Source organism: Pseudomonas sp. BNK-7 (assembly GCF_048072025.1).
GTDB lineage: Bacteria > Pseudomonadota > Gammaproteobacteria > Pseudomonadales > Pseudomonadaceae > Aquipseudomonas > Aquipseudomonas danubii.
Window position 1 is genome coordinate 4,854,690 of the sequence record NZ_CP182252.1, and the last position, 15,696, is coordinate 4,870,385.

Here is a 15,696-nt window from a genome sequence, read left to right on the forward strand (position 1 = left end):
AGCCCGTCTATAAGTTGATAAATTTGCGCCCGTTCTTGCAGCGGCCCTCCCCGGACCGGCAGTCAAAGCAAGTAACGTCGCAACAGCTACAGGGGCGTCGCCAAGCGGTAAGGCAGCAGGTTTTGATCCTGCCATGCGTTGGTTCGAATCCAGCCGCCCCTGCCATTTTTCTTCATGTTCATCCCCCCAGACTCCGTTCCAGCACCTCCAGCAATGTACTGACCTTGGGCAACCCCTGCCGGTTTTTCAGCCACAGCAGATGAATCGCCTGCCCTTCGCTGGCCCACTGCGGCAGCACTTCGACCAGGGTGCCCTGCGCCAGCTGCTGCTTGACCAGCCACGAAGGCAATTGCGCGATGCCGTAACCGTCCAGCACGGTCATCAGCAGCCCCTCGCCATCCCCCACCACGCAACTGGCGGACATGACCCGGCGCTCGCTCTCGCCCGGACGTCCGGTCGCAAAGTTCCAGGGGCTGACCCGGCCGTCCACCCAGCCATAGGCAATGCACTGGTGCCGTTCCAGGTCCTGGTCGGTCAGCGGCGTGCCATGGCGCCGCAAGTAATCGGGGGAGGCGCAGAACAGGTGCCACTCGCGGCCCAGGCAGCGATGCCCCAGTGCCGCCGGCCACAGCTCCGAACCGCCGAGGCGCACGGCAATGTCCACGCCGGCTTCGAGGGGGTCGATGGCAGAATCGGAAAAGGTGATGTGCGGCTGCAAACCGGGGTGTTCCCGGGCAAACCGCAACACGGCAGCCAGTACCTGGGAGCGGCCAAAGGTCCCGGGCAGATCGATGCGCACCCGCCCGCGCAGCTCGGTGTGTTCCGCGTTCAGCGCCAGCTCGGCCTCTTCCAGATCGGCCAGCACACCGCTGCAGGTGCGGTAGAAAGCCATCCCCGCGTCGGTCAGCGCCAGGCTTCGAGTGGTGCGCTGGAACAGCCGTGCCTGCAACCGCCCTTCCAGCCGGGCAATCGCCTTGCTGACGGCGGAAGCGGTGAGGTTGAGGCGCTCGGCCGCGGCCTTGAAGCTGCCGCAGTCGGCGACGCAGACAAATACATCGATCCCCTTCAAGCGCTCGGAAGAAAACATCGGTGCCTCGCATTCATGAATCTGATTCCATTCATTGGGTAAAAATCATCATAAAACAGAATCAGATTCCCCAGTAAGCTGACTGGCATTCTCCCAAGACCCTGCTACAGACGATGAGGCACGGATGCTGCGCACCCTGAAAGGCTACCCAAAGGCGATCAACCTGCTGCTCACCGGCACCCTGGTGCTGACCCTGGCCCGGGCCATCACCCTGCCCTATCTGGTGATCTACCTGAACAGTGCTTTCGGCCTGCCGGTCAGCGACATCGGCCTGGTGATCGGCAGCAGCCTGATCCTCGGTTCGCTGCTGAGCCTGTATGGCGGATTCCTGGTGGACAGGACCCCCAGCCACCGCCTGATCCTCGGCTGCTGCGCGCTGTTCACCCTGGGTTTTGTCGGCACCTTCACCGCCCGCCAGCTGTGGCTGTTCTACCTGTGCCTGGTGCTGATCAACCTGGCCTACGCGGTGATCGACATCGCGATCAAGGCCGGCTTTGCCCAGCGCCTGCCGGTGGAGCAACGCAGCGAAGCCTTCTCGATCAAGTACACCCTGACCAACATCGGCTACGCCGTGGGCCCGTTTCTCGGCGCCGGGCTGGCGCACCTGAGTATCAGCCTGCCGTTCCTGATATCCGCCGCCCTGGGCGCCGGGTTCCTGGCCATCCACCACCTCTGGGGCGACAGACAGCTGGATGCCGCTGGCGCCACATCCACGCCACTCTCCTTCCCGACCCTGGGCAAACAGCTGCTGCGGGACTACCGCCTGGTGTGCTTCACCCTCGGCGGCCTGCTCAGCGCCGTGGTCTTTGGCCAGTTCTCGGCCTACCTCTCGCAGTACCTGGTGGTCACCACGTCCCCGGAGGCCACCTACCGCATCATCAGCACCCTGGTGGCGACCAACGCCCTGCTGGTGATTGCCTTGCAGTACAGCATTGGCCGCAGGATTTCCCCGCGCCATCTGAACCGCTGGCTGGCAACCGGGCTGGGGCTGTTCCTGCTGGGGATCAGCGGGTTTGGCCTGTCCACCAGCCTGCCGCTGTGGGTGCTGTCGATGGTGGTGTTCACCCTGGGGGAAATCATCGTGTTTCCCGCCGAGTACATGTTCATCGACCTGATCGCCCCTGAGGCGTTGCGGGGCCTGTACTACGGCGCCCAGAACCTCTCCAGCCTCGGCGGCGCCCTGGGCCCGATACTCTGCGGCATGGTCCTGGCCAGCCAGCCGGCGCACTGGATCTTCTACATGCTGGGAGCGTTCATTGTCGCCGGGGGGCTGTTCTACTGCCTGGGCGCGGCCAACCTGAGCCAGCCTGTAGCCAGGGAGGCGGATTGAGGCTTGATCCTGTGCTGGCACAACCAGCAGATTCACACCCGCCCCCTTCCGCACGTTCCTCTTTGCACCCCCAACAAAGAGGAATACCCGATGAAAAACACCGACCTCAGCCAACTCATCCTCAGCGACCACGCCCGCATCGAAGCCGCCATCAGCACCGGCGCCGCCTGGGAGGTGTGGTTTCAAGTGGAGTTTCTGATGCTGCTGCGTTCGGCCCATGTGGCCGCCGCCCGCGAAGTGCCCTATCCCAATCCGAATTCAGGCCTGCGCCTGGACGTGCTGGCCCAGCAAAACGGTGAGAACTACGCCATTGAGCTGAAGGTGGAAAGTGCCACCAACGCCGGCAACAAGCTGCTGGCCGAAACTCAGAAGGACATCGAAAAACTCACCAAGTACACCAGCCCCGTCGCGGCACGCTGGGCTGTGGCCTTGGGGTACAGCGACGTTGCCAAACGTGGCTTGCGGGACTTCGCCAACGCCCACAACACCCGGGTCATCTACCAGGAATCCGGCGCCATAGGGTGCATGATCGCCACGGTTTGACCACCCGCTGCAAAACGGCCCCGCCACGGCGGGGCCGTCGCTGCCCAGGGCCATACGCCCCCTGGGCAGCACCTTCATCCCACGCCTTGCTACCACGAGAGCACCTTACAGCGTCAGTTGCCCACGCTCCTCATCGGTCAGGCGCGCCCGGGCCTGTTCGCTCAAGGGCCCGGCCCCCAGTACCTGCACTGGGCTGTCGGGGTTGTAGCCCGGGGCGCGGCTGGCTTCTTCACGCTGGCGTTGCACCGGTTCGGAACCAAAGCCCAGCACTTCCACGGTGACGATGGACGCCCGGCCCTGCCTGGCTGCCGCCTGCTGATTGCGCGCCGCCTCCTCCGCTGCCTGGGACGCCGCCGAACCCGCGGCACTGGCCGAGCTCATGGCGCCGGTATTGACCGCCGCCGTGACCGGCACCCCGGACGACTTGCCCTGGGTCTGGATGTTCGCCGCGTTGACCACCCGCAGTGCGGCGATATTGACGTTGCCCGAGACCCGGATACCCGCCTCGCCGGCATCGATGGTGCCCAGGGGTGCGATCAGGTCGATGTCGCCGGCCGCCACCTCGGGAATCGGGTTGAGGGTGGCGATCCCGGCCCCGGTGCTGGGCACCGACGGTGACAGGCTGACGTTGCCCCAGGTGTCGTAGACCCGCTTGGGCGGGGTGTAGACCACGGTGGTCTTGGAGCCCCGGCCGGCGTTGATGTCGCCCGCCGCCGACCAGCCCATGATCGAGCCGCCGAAGGTGGTCATGATCCGGCTCTGGCCCAGGAGGATGCTGCCCAGGGAGTACAGCTGGATGTCCCCCGCGCCCTGGGTGATGACCCCGGCCGAGGCCGGCGGCGCGGTGCCTTCGATGCCGAAGGTCTGGTGGCCGCCCGGGGTCAGCATCTGAATATTGCCGCCGAAATCGGTGTGCACCCCGGCGCCGCCGAACAGGGTGATATCGCCCTTGTAGGTGATCGGGTTGCCGGCCACATCGGTACTCGGGAACAGCCCGGCAATCGCCGCCCGACCCCGGGCGTAGCTGCCCTGGCGTATCCCGCCGTCCTGGGTGTACTCGCGCCCGGCGGCCTTGAGCTCGGCAAAATACACCTCCCGGGCAAACACCCGCTGCTGCTCCGCCGGCAAGGCCGCGTAGTAGGCCCGGGCCTGGGCGCTGTCGCCGACAAAGCCGAAGCGCTGCGCCAGCCAGTCCAGCAGCTCACCCTCGTAGGTCTTGGCCACCTTGCCCGCCGACAGGCTTTCGCCAGGCTGAGCCAGGCGGCTCGGGTCCAGATAGGCTTCGACAAAGCGTCGATAATCCGGGCCGCTGGCACCGACCCCGGCCTGCATCACGATGCTCGCCCCGGGACGGCTGTCCCCCGCCGCCACGGCGCCGAGGCTGGTGACGCTGACCCGGTCTTCCATGAGGATGTTGCGCCCCGCGGTCAGCTCCAGGGTACCGGGGCCGGCAACGTTGAAGCTGCTGTAGAGAATGTCGCGCCCGGCACTGGCGATGGAGATGTCGTTGGGGTTGTGGTGCACGAACAGGTTGCCGCTGAAGGTGTATTCGCCATAGGTGCTGTTGCCGCCCTTGGCCCCGCCAAGACCGGTGCCGCTGCTGACGATGTCCTGGCCGGCCTTCATCCAGACTGCGCCACCGCCTTCATAGTAGGTCTGCCCCAGGCGTGGGTCGGACGCCGTGGTGAGGGTCAGGACGCGGCCGCTGCTGACCCCCAGCAAGTCGCCGTTGATGGCATAGAACCGCGACGGCTCGGTGTTGCCCGCCCACTGGTTGGTCGCCGTGTTGGGACCGAAGGCAAACAGCGGGAACACCCCGCCGCGGGCCCGGTTGCCATCGGCGGAGAGATTGCCGCTGGCCGCCAGGGGAATCCCTTCCAGGGTCGCGCTGGTGGCCATGAAGGCTGGGTGCTCGGGGGTCGCCAGCGCCTGCGCCGAAGCGCTGGAGCGGCTGACGGTCAACTCGCCACCGTAGATCGAGTCACCGGCCAGCAGCTGCAACTGACCGTACAGCGAAGGCGCCAGCACCAGTGCCGCCGGAACCACCGCCGCCCCCGCCTCATACAGGCTGGATTGGCCGTAGTAGAGGCTGCCGCTGGCCGCCACGGCGCGCAGGGTCGGCGGGTAGACGGTGGCCATGTCGGTTTCCGTGCCCCTGGTCAACGGCGTGAGGTTGCCCCCGGCCGAGTACAGGTCGATGGCGCTGCGCTCGGTCCACAGGGAGAACCAGCTCTGGCCGATACCGGTGGCCCCGCTGGCGCCCTGGTAGGCCCAGCCATTGGCCAGGGCGCGCGCGCCGGGGTCGGCCACGGTCTGTAGCACCAGGTCGCCACGGGTCGACAGGCTGAAGGTGGCATCGCCCGGCATCAGGGTCATGCCGCCTGCGGCCACCGCCAGGGTCGCCCGCTGCGGCTCGAAGGCCCGGGTTTCGCTGCGGCTCTGGTCCGCCGCCTGGGCGCCGTAGTGCAGGTCCAGGCTGCCCAGGGCTGCGCTGCTCAGTTGCGCATGGCCGCGCAGGTTCACCAGGGCGCCGTTGAACACGCCAAAGCCGACCTGGCTGTAGGGGTTGACCTGCCCGCCGACGCGCAGGGTCAGGTCGCCACCGCCGGTCACTTGCCGGCTGCCATCGGCGGCCACCCGGCCGGTGCTGCCCACCGCCAGGATCAGCCCGGTGCTGCGCGGGTTGACGTAGCTGGCGTAGACCGGCGCCGCCATGGGCGCCAGGGCACCGGCATCACCGCCGACCTCGACCTCCAGGTTGCCGCCGCCCAGGGTGCCGAAGCCGGTGAAGCCGACCATCTGATCGGCACCGCCAGCGCTGTTGGCGGTGTAGGTGCCGAAGTTGATCCACCAGGCCGTGTCCCGCGCCACGCCGCCGCTCAGGTCATTGCCCTGGCGCCACAGCCAGTTGCCCACGTTGCTGGAGTCGTTGCCGGTGTCGCTGGCCACCGGGCGGCCCGGGGGCAGTTGGTTGGGCAGGGTCACGATGTTGCCGCCGAGGTTCGCCCCGACCTTGATCCGCAGGTTGCCGCCGCCGTCCGGGTACCAGGTCCGGTAGACACTGCTGGCGCCACCGTCCACCAGGGACTCGTAGCCGCCGGCGACGTTGTTCAGTACTTTCTGGCCGTTGCCTCCCCGCGCCAGGTTGTAGGGATCGCTGGCCGAGGTGGCGCTGGAGGAGGTGCCGGCGGTGTACACGCCGAACAGCGAATCCATGCTCAGGTTGCCCGCCGCCAGCAGGTCGAGGTCGGCGGCACCGGTGCGCACGACGCTGAACCGGGTGCTGCTGGGCACCAGGGCGTAGGAGTCGCCGACGGCGCAGTAGCTGGGGGTGTTGTCGCACAGCGCAGGGTCACCGAACTCGTCGAAGTTGACCGGCTGGCCGACCATGCTGTCGTCGCCGAAGAAGTCCAGGGAGCCCTCTTCGGTCCAGACATACTGCGCCTGACCGAACATCCCGTAATGGCTGTCCGCCAGGTGCAGGTTGCCGGCCGTGGTCTGGCTCTGCAGCACGCGGCTGTCGGCCGCCGCGGTGTCGGCCCCGGCCACCAGGCGCAGGGACCAGGACTGTGCGCCCTCTGTCAGCATCGGCGCGATGGCCCAGAGCTTGCCCTGGCGCCCGCCGTTTTCCGGCCGCAACAGCACCGAGGCCACCCCGCCCGGCAGCTTGATATCGGTGCCCGAAGGAATCAGCGCCCCACGGGACAGCTCTTTGCCACCGTCGAGCACCACCAGGTTACGCGCCCCGGCAACGCCCGGCAGGGGCACGCCCTTGGGCCAGGTCAGGGCATTCACCGCAGTATTGGCGGTCAGCAGTGTGCCGGCCTCCAGCACGCTGCCCGGGTTCAGGGTCAGGCTCTGGTTCAACAGGGTGCCGGCGGCGAACAGCAACGAACCGTTGCTGTCGCGCACCGCGGCGGCCAGCACCGTGCCCGCCGGCAGCACCAGGCTCTCGCTGAGGGTCGCCGCCACCGGCAGGCGCGTGCCCTGCGGCAGCGTCAGGGCCTTGATCGGCAAGTCGTAGTTGAGGGTGCTGCCCCCAGGGAACAGGGTGCCGTCGGCCAGGGACAGGCCGCCCCCCGGGATCACGATATCGCCACCGGTGAAGTCGATGCCGGCCCGCAAAATCCAGCCATTGTCGTCATCGGTGCCCGGCGGCGGGGCGAAACCATCGTTGATGCTGCCGTAGACGTTCAGGTCGCCACCGGCGCGCAGGCTCAGGCTGCCCACTTCACCGGAGCCGTAGACGTTGTCGTCCTTCTGGGTGTGGGGGTTGAGGCTGGCGTAACGGTAGCCGGACAGGTCCAGGTCGCCCTGCACCACCAGGTCGCCGTCGGCGGTCTTGCTGACGATCTGCACCCCGGGCCGCAGGTGCAAGGCATCGGCGTAGGTGGCGTTGTTCAGGCCGGCCAGCTTGTTGTGCAGCAGGTCGTTGTTCTGCAGCGCAGCGTTGATAAAGGCGGTGCTTTGCAGGTGCTTGGCCTCCAGGTAGGCCTGGGTGATCTCCTGGTAAGGGCGCCCGCTGGCGGTGGCGTCGGTTTTTTCCGGGGCATCGTCGTAGCTGATCATGCCGTTGACCGCGATCGAGCGCGCGCCCTGGATATCCAGGCGGCCACGGGCATCGATGTCGATGTCATTGCTGCTCTGGTCCGCCTGGACGATGCGCGGCGCGTTCAGTTCCAGGGTGCCGCGGCTGCGGCCGTCGTTCTGCCCCGGGGCGCTGCCCGACGCCACATCGGTGCCGTGGCGCAGGTCGATGCGCGCGCCGTCGGCCAGGGTCAGGCGGCCCTGGCCCGAGCTCAGGACCACGCTGGCGCGGTTCGGCGAGTCGATGATCTTGCCGAAGCTGTCGACCCGCAGCGTGCTGCCGTGGGCGTCCAGCAGCGCGCCGCTGTCCAGGGTCAGGCCCTGGCTGGCCGCCAGGTTGATGCTGCCGACCCGAGCGCCACTGGCGTCCACCCGCCCACTGACCCGCAGGCTGCCATGGTCCAGCGAGACGTTGATGCTGCTGGCCTTGACCCCGTCGCCAATGGTCAGGTCGCCCTGCTTGAGCTGGAAGCTGCGGGCGCCAAAGACCTGCCCCTGGTTCAGGCGCTGGTTGAGGGCGGCGAACTGCTCGTCCAGGCTGCCGCTGCTACCCAGGTGCTGGGCCTGGATTTCCACCGCGCCGCCGAGGAACGGCACCAGGGTGCCGCCGGCATCGTACTGGCCACTGCTGCCGCCGAGGATGCTGCCCGCCAGGTCGACCCGCCCGGCCGCGCTGTCCAGCGCCACCACCCGCAGCTTGCCGGCCTGGTTGTGGCTGGCCGAAAGATCAATGGTCGAGCCGGCCGCCTGCAGCACGTTGCCGCTGCGGCTTTGCAGCAACACTTCGCCGCCGGCGCCGTATCGGGTCAGGTCGTTGAACGCGATGGCGCGACCGGCCACATCGACCCGCGCCGCGTCGGTCAGCAGCACATCGCCACGGGCGCCCAGGGTCACCTTGCCGCTGGGCAGGACCACGGCGCTGGCCAGACGGATGCTGTCGCCCTGCAGGGACAGTTCCGCGCCCTGGCCATTGGCCGCGCCACGGGGGCCCGCCGAGGCGCCGATGTCGATGGCGCCACCGGCGCTGATGCGGTTCACCGAGCCGGCCTCGCCAGTCATCAGCGGGGTGAGGATATTCAGGTTGCCGCCACTGTAGGCAAAGCCGCTGAGCGGGTCGAAGGCGCCCTGGCTCTGGTAGACCGCCAGGCTGCCCTTGTGGTTGGCGGTGATGCGCTGGCTGGCATTCAGGTTGACGTTGGCAAAGCCCAGGGCCAGGCGGTCGAAGCTCTGGGTGGTGCTGGGCTGGGCGAAGGCGCCGTAGCCGAACTCGATGCGCTCGGCGTCAATCTGCAGACGCCCGCTGCCGGTCCCGGCCCCTCCGGCCACCACCGCCCCGGCCGGGGTCACCGCGCCCTGCCAGATCAGGTTGGCGGTGTGGATGCTGGCCACGTCATTGGCCCCGCCCGCGCCGTAGATCGCCGGAGTGGAGAGCATCAGGTTGCTCAGCAGCGACTTGCCGGTCAGCGGGTCGTAGGTGTCCAGGGTGGCGCTGCCGTAGAAGTTGAAACCGTCCCGCGCCGAGAGCTGCAGGGTCTCCAGGGCCGGCGCACCGAACTGGGTGTCGCCACGCAGCAGGCGATCCAGCACTTGCTGGGTCAGGGTCATGCCACTGGGCAGGCGGTTGCCCGCCGCCGCGGCCGCCAGGGCTTCGGGGCTGCCGACATTGATGTTGTTCAGGCCCAGGTTCAGGTGGCGGGTGCCGTAGCGCACCTGATCACCCAGTTCGAAGGTGTTGTCAGTCAGGGCGACGATGCTGCCTTCGGAATACAGCGCGGTCTGCCCGCTGCAGGGCGCGCTGGCGCAGGAACCGACCTTGATGCCGCCGCTGCTTTGCCCGCCGGCCTGGACCTTGCTGATGACATTGAGCAGGCCATTGGACACCGCCAGCATATTGGCCACCTGGTAGGTGAAGCCGTCCCGGGCGTCATAGCTGGCCTTGCCGCGACCCAGGGTGTTGATGGAGGCGCCCTGCTCCAGGACGATCTCGCCGCTGTTGCTCACCAGGAACACTTCCGGCGCGGCCAGGGTCACGCCTTCGCGCAAGGTGATGGAGCCCTTGGGCGCGTTGATGCCTTCGGCCAGGGTGATGTAGTTGCCGCCCTGGCCGTACTTGACCAGCGTCAGGCCACCGAGCATCAGCCGCGCCGCGCCCAGGGTATTGAGGCTGTCCGCGTCCAGGGTGACGCCGCTGAAGCCGCTGGTGGCCGACTTGCCGGCGGCCACCACTTCAATGCCGCCGCTGCCCATGTTCAAGATCGCCACGGTGCCGCCGTAGCCGCCCTGGGCGGCGTCGAAACGACCGATGCCGCGGAAGGAGAAGGCCTGCTCCCCAGCCCCCGCTTGCAGCGCCAGCTTCAGGGTCTTGGCGTCCACCGGCAGCATCGGCCGGGGCACTCCGAGGCGCGCCGCATCGGCCAGGGCGAACTGGGCGTAGCCGGTTTCGTTGTACTGGGAATAGCGCCGCAGGGTATCGGCCGAGGTCAGGATCAACTGGCTGGCCACGCTGTTGCTGATCCCGGTGTTGGCGATCGACAGGCGCCCGGCGGTGGACCAGGAGCCATTGCGCAGCTGCTGGGCAGCGCTTTCGCTGCCAAGCCCGGCCAAGCCGTTGATTTCGACGCGAAAGGCCCCCGGCATCAGCGCATAGGTGGACGGCATCAGGGTGTAGGTGCCCGCCGCCAGCCCCGGCACGCCACTGCCGATGGTGATCTGCTGGCCGATCAACGGGTCCACCGCGCCGCCTTCCGGAGCCACCGGCGCATAGCCCGGCTGTGCCCCGGGGACGATGGCGTAGATCGGGTTGCTGCCCAGGCCCGGCAGGATGAAGCTGCCGTTGGCGCCGATCTGCACCAGCGGGCTGTAGCGCGCATCGGTGGAACCGCCGCGCCCGGAAATGAACCCGGCCCCCAGCAGCTCGCCGCCACCGGACAGGTCCACGGTGGCGTTGGGTTGCACCTGCACCGACTGGCCCCCGAGGATCACCCCGACGCTCAGGTCGCTGTTCTCATTCACCAGGGCGCCCTGGCCGAGGAAGGTCACGGTCTTGCCGTTGTACTTGTAGACCTGACCGTCGACGGTGCCGCCGTAAGGCAATACCAGGCCCTTGCCACTGACCGAGGTCAGGCTGGCGGGCAGCAACTCCACCTGGCTGGCGCCCAGGTTGCCGATCTCGATCAGGCCCAGGGGCGCACGAATCACCCCGCCCTGCTTGATGCTGGCCGCACCCAGTTGCAGGCGGCCGAAGGCCGAGTACGGCACCGCCGGGTCGCCATTTCCGGTGCGGCCGATGGTCAGGGTACGGCTGGGGTCGAAGTTGATGCGGGTGCCGGAGATATCGTTGAGGTAACCGGCAATCACCCGGGCCCCGACCTCGGTGGCCGGGTACAACTGCGCGGCCCGCAGGGTCATGTCGCCCTGGGTCAGCAGCTGGGTGCTGATGCCCTTGGCGATCACATCGACACCGGCCCCGGCGAGGAAACGCATATCGCCCTGGCTGGTCAGTTGCACATGGTCGAAGCCACGCCGCTCGACGCTCAGCAGGCTGTTGTCGGCCTGGCGCAAGGTGCCCTTGCTGCCGAACACCACGTTGCCGCGCACATCGATCAGATTGGCGCTGGCATTGAACTGCGCCTGGGTGCCCCGTTGCGATGGCGTCCCGGTGGACACCGGGCGCAGGTACTGATCCTTGGCCTCCAGTGGCGCAAGGATGCCCGCCAGCAACAGGTAGGGCGCCGACAGATTGACCCGGGCGTTGGCCGCGGCACTCTCGCTCAGGTTCAGCGCGCCGCTGTACAGGCGCAGGCTCTGGCCCATGTTCAGCGACACATCGCCGTCAAAGCTCAGCAGGCCGTTGCTCAGTAGCGCCAGATTGTCAAAACCGCCGGCCGTGACCTGATCCACCCCGAGGCGGCCATGGCCGTACTCCAGGCTGGCGGCTGCGGCGTCGGCACTGGCCGGTAGCCCACTGCCCTGGTGGACCTGGCTGAGCACCAGCTCCCGCGCCTTGAGCACCCGGTCGTTGACCGCGTTCTTGATGTAGTACGGGCTTTCCAGGGCCAGGGACAAGGTGCCCCCCGCCGCGCCGGCGCCCCCGGCCCGGGCGACGAAGCGGCCGTCCAGGTACAGGCCGTTGTTGGAAGCGAAGCTGATGCTGCCACCGTTGCTGACCACCTGCACCCGGCCCTGGCCGGGAATGTCCAGGGCCGCCTGGGCCCCGGAAGCGTCAAGACGCGCACCGTCGCGCACCACCACAAACAGGTCGCTGGCCTTGGCAATGCCGCTGGCCAGGTCGATCTCGCCGCCGATGGCGATCTTGCCGCCATTGCGCACCTGACCGTAATGACGGCCACGGTTGTCCACCGCGCTCACCGCCCGCGCCGCCACGTCGATCAGCGCCTGCTCGCCGACCCAGATCGAACGCCCGTGGCCGGCGGCATTGGCGGCCTCGGAACTGGCCACCGTCAAACCACCGAGGCTGACGCTGCCGCCCCAGGCATTGAGGGTGCCGTTCATCGTCAGTTGACCGACGCTGCGCAGGTTGATGGCCTGCCCCGGGTCGACACTGATCACCGCGCCCTGCCCCACGGACAACGCCGTGGTGGCCAACTGGGCCGCCGTGGAGTACTGATTGCCGGCGCTCAGGGTCAACCCGGCGCCACGGCGCTGGGTCAGCACCCCCTTGGCCGCGTCTTGCTGGTACAGGTCCGGCAGCCAGGGCTGCAGAACGCTGGCCGGATCGCTGCCAGTGGCACTGCTGCCAGCCTGGGCAGCGAGGCGGTAGACCGGCATCTTGACCTCGACCTGGGCGCCGTCGGCCACCGTCAGGCCTTCATTGCCGGTGATGTCGTAGGCACCGAAACCCTTGTTGAAGAAGTCCCCCGCCAGTTGCAAGGTTCCGGCTGGCGGGGCCACATCCTTGGCGCCGATCAGCACCTTGTGCGCCTGCAGGGCCAGGGTGCCGCCACCGTTGACTCCATGGCCGCGCAGCTCGCCCTTGAGGTCGAGCTGGCCATCGGCGGCCAGGGTCACGTCGCCGCCCTTGCCACCGCTGGCCTTGCCGTCGTAGCCGAGGCTGGCGCCGGAGCTGGCATCCACCAGGGTGCCGTTGCCCAGGTTGAGGTCGCCGCTGCTGCGCAACGACAGCTTGCCACCGTTGATAAAGGCCAGGCCGCTGCTGTCCGACGGGTCCAGGGCCAGGTTGCTCCAGCGTCCGCTGACATCCAGCTTGACCCCATCGGCCACCTCGACCCGGGCCTGGGCGCCGCCGCTGGGCGCGAGGATCACATCGCCGACCACGAAGTTGCGGTTCACATCCACCTGGTTCAGCACGTTGCCGGCGTTGATGCTGCCGCCGTGGGCCGTGAGGTTGGCGTTGAGCTGGACCTCTGGTCCGAACAGGGTGATATCGCCACCGTGCGCCACCTGCAGCGCGCCGTTGACCTGAATCTGCTGTTTGGCGCCGACCTTGATCGCCCCCAACTGGAAGCCGTTGAGGGTGTCGCTGTCGAGCACCAGCTGGCCCTGGCGGTTGGCCGGCAGGGCTGTGGCGAGGTCCAGGCCGGCGGCAATCTGCTGCTGGTTGGCCTCGATCAGCACCTTGTCCACGGTTGGGCTCAGGGCATAGCGCAGGGTGCCGCTGGCCTTGTTGTAGATCGGCGTGTAGTTGCCAATGATCAGTTGCGCGCGCTGGGCCGCGGCCTTGTGCGATTGCTGGTAGCCGTCGAGGTTGACGTTGGGCGCCTGGGTCTGGCGGTCGCCCTTGAACACTTCGCTGACCAGCTGGCCTTCAAGCACTGCGTTGCCGGTGCCGATCACCAGCTTGCCGGCGTCGCGGCCGACGCTGTAGCCGGCCTCGTAGCGGCGCTGCTGGGCAATCAGCGGGTTGTAGTAGTAATCGGTGCGGCCCCAGCGCGGGCTGCTGTCCACGTAGCCTTTGTAGATGCCGGTGTAGAGCAAATCCCCCGGGGCTCGGGACAGCTCGTACAGGCGCCCGTCAACGCCCTTGAGCCAGGTCTGCTGGATATAGCCGGCCTGCACATCGACGGTGCCGCCGGACAGGTTCAACTGGGCCCCGGACTGGGTCACCACCTCCTTGCCGGTGAAGGTCAGGGTGCCGCCCTGGGCCATCCACTCGCCAATGTTGTGGCCCTGGGTGCCCAGGTAGCCGCCCACTTCCAGCAGGCCGCCGGCGGTGTACCAGCGATCAGTGGCATAGCCGTTGGTACCGGCCGGAACGAACACCAGCTCGCGCAGGTCGACCCAGACATCGTTGTTGATCAACTGGCCGCTGTCGCGGTTGCCCGCCGAGTCGCGCTGCTCGTTGCCCTGGACGTTGATCTTGATGGTGTTGGACTCCATCGCCACCTTGACCCCAACCGCGCCGGCCACGTCGATCACCGCACCGTCGCGCACCAGGCTGCGCTGCCCGGCACTGACCGCCACCTGGCCACCGGTGGCCAGGGTGATGGAGCCGTTCTGAAAATCCACGGTGCCGCCGCTGACGATCTCCACCCGCGACTGGTCGCTGCGGTCGGCCACGCTGCTCAAGTTGTTGAACGGCCCGCTGATCAGGTTGGTCGGGGTGCCGTCGAGGTTGATCAGGCCATTGTTGCGCTGGCTGTCCAGGGCGGTGTTGCCACTGCTGTCCAGCAGGATCGCGGTGGTGCTGCCCTGCCCCAGGGTCACGCTGCCGCTGCTGTCGCTGGCGGCGTTGAGCAAATGGATGGTGCCGCGGGTGTCCACCGAGGTGCTGGCCAGGGCCACGCCGTTCTGTTGCACCCGGTGCCCGGTCAGGGTGATGTCGCCGGTGGACGCCATGATCAGGCCAGTGTTGCTGACCGTGCCCGCCGTGCTGCCGGGCTTGAGCGAGGTGGCGACCTCGTTGCCCCGTGTCGTCGAGTGCTGGTTGCCGCTGGTGCCGACCCCGCGGCGGATGTAGAAACTGTCGCCGGCCGCCAGGGTGGTCTGGCCCTTGGCGGTGACAATGGTGCCGGCGTTTTCCACTTCCGACCCCAGCAGCAAGGCGTAGCCGCCAGACTCGGTGGAGCTGGCTGCCGGGTGGGTCTGGATCAGCGCGCCGCGCTGCACCTGGACCTTGCCCAGGGCATCGGTGAAGGTCGGCTGGGTGCCGTTGGCGTCCACATAGAGGCCTTGCTTGGTGAACTGCTCGTCGCTGATGGTGGCCGCAGCCGCCACCAGGTTGCGCACGTTGACCTGGCTGGTGCCGCTGAAGATCACTCCGTTGCGGTTCATGATCATCACCGTGCCGGCGCCCTTGATCTGGCCCTGGATCTCGCTGGGCCGACCGTTGGGGTCATTGACCTTGTTCAGCAGCGCCCAGTTGGACTGCTGCTGAAAATCCACGGTGGTGTTGCGCCCGACGTTGAAGGTCTCCCAGTTGAGGATGGCTTTGTCGGCGGTCTGTTCGATGGTTACCGTGGTCTTGCCGCCGGACTGGCTCTGCACCGGCCCCTTGGCGTTGATCCAGCCCTGGGCCAGGCTGTTGTCGACCTTGAGCCCGCCCTGGCCGAGGCCATCGGGAATCTGGCTCACCGTACCAAAGGCCGCCTGACGCGCTGCGGCCTGGGCCGCCTGCTGGGCGGCAATGGCGGCGACGCTGGCGTTGAGATTGCTCAAGGAACGCTGCAACTGCTGGTTGGCCCGGGTCTGCTGGGACAACGACGGAATCCCCGGCACCTGGCCGTTGGTGCGCGCAGCGGTGGCGGCCTGGGACGCGCCCTTGGCGGCGAACCAGCCGGAACTGAAGGCCGTGGCGCCATGGGCACTGCCCGCCACCATCAGCAAGGCAATGGCCTGGGCCAGGGGCTTGAGCCGCAGGCTCGGCAACTCGCCATCAAGGCGCTGGGCTGGGGATTTGACCGGTGGTTTGCAGCGAACCATGACTACTCATCCTTTGTTATGACGCCCACGGGAGCGCGACGCTTGTAGGCTTTGTACGAAAAGCCTTGATACTCGGTGATGCTGCGTTGAAAACGGTCTCGGAATGCTCATTTACAACCCGTAAACTCCGCTTCCTCGACCGTTTTCGCCTTGCCTGACCTTCGTCTCAAATCTTTTCGTACAGAGCCTAGGGCCCAGGGCACGCGTCACTGCTTTAGGGGATAGGCCGTTGGCGCGGAGCGCGACCGAA

Annotated in this window: 4 protein-coding genes and 1 tRNA gene; 3 read left to right on the forward strand and 2 right to left on the reverse strand. The window is 67.6% G+C overall.

Annotation, left to right across the window (positions count from 1 at the left end):
* Positions 1–90: 90 nt before the first annotated feature.
* A tRNA-Gln gene (locus ACMGF8_RS21950) sits at positions 91–165 on the forward strand.
* 13 nt (positions 166–178) lie between these two features.
* Here the strand turns inward: ACMGF8_RS21950 and ACMGF8_RS21955 are convergent.
* Positions 179–1,087 carry a LysR substrate-binding domain-containing protein gene (locus ACMGF8_RS21955; RefSeq protein WP_416757078.1) on the reverse strand — a complete coding sequence of 303 codons (909 nt, stop codon included), beginning with the start codon at positions 1,085–1,087 and terminating at the stop codon, positions 179–181.
* 124 nt (positions 1,088–1,211) lie between these two features.
* Here ACMGF8_RS21955 and ACMGF8_RS21960 point away from each other — a divergent pair, with 124 nt between their 5' ends.
* Positions 1,212–2,417 carry an MFS transporter gene (locus ACMGF8_RS21960; protein ID WP_115580191.1) on the forward strand — a complete coding sequence of 402 codons (1,206 nt, stop codon included), beginning with the start codon at positions 1,212–1,214 and terminating at the stop codon, positions 2,415–2,417.
* A 90-nt stretch (positions 2,418–2,507) separates the two neighbouring features.
* The gene (locus ACMGF8_RS21965) at positions 2,508–2,960 is read left to right on the forward strand and encodes a hypothetical protein (RefSeq protein WP_102863342.1); all 453 of its coding nucleotides are present in this window, start codon (positions 2,508–2,510) and stop codon (positions 2,958–2,960) included.
* A 105-nt stretch (positions 2,961–3,065) separates the two neighbouring features.
* Here the strand turns inward: ACMGF8_RS21965 and ACMGF8_RS21970 are convergent, their stop codons facing one another.
* Positions 3,066–15,446 (reverse strand): filamentous haemagglutinin family protein, encoded by a 12,381-nt coding sequence (locus tag ACMGF8_RS21970; RefSeq protein WP_416757079.1) that lies wholly within the window; start codon positions 15,444–15,446, stop codon positions 3,066–3,068.
* Positions 15,447–15,696 lie beyond the last annotated feature (250 nt).

What these genes read in the sequence shown, in the direction of transcription:
- ACMGF8_RS21955 (WP_416757078.1), bottom strand. Translation starts at nt 1,087, where the DNA reads ATGTTTTCTTCCGAGCGCTTGAAGGGGATCGATGTATTTGTCTGCGTC.
- ACMGF8_RS21960 (WP_115580191.1), top strand. Translation starts at nt 1,212, where the DNA reads ATGCTGCGCACCCTGAAAGGCTACCCAAAGGCGATCAACCTGCTGCTC.
- ACMGF8_RS21965 (WP_102863342.1), top strand. Translation starts at nt 2,508, where the DNA reads ATGAAAAACACCGACCTCAGCCAACTCATCCTCAGCGACCACGCCCGC.
- ACMGF8_RS21970 (WP_416757079.1), bottom strand. Translation starts at nt 15,446, where the DNA reads ATGGTTCGCTGCAAACCACCGGTCAAATCCCCAGCCCAGCGCCTTGAT.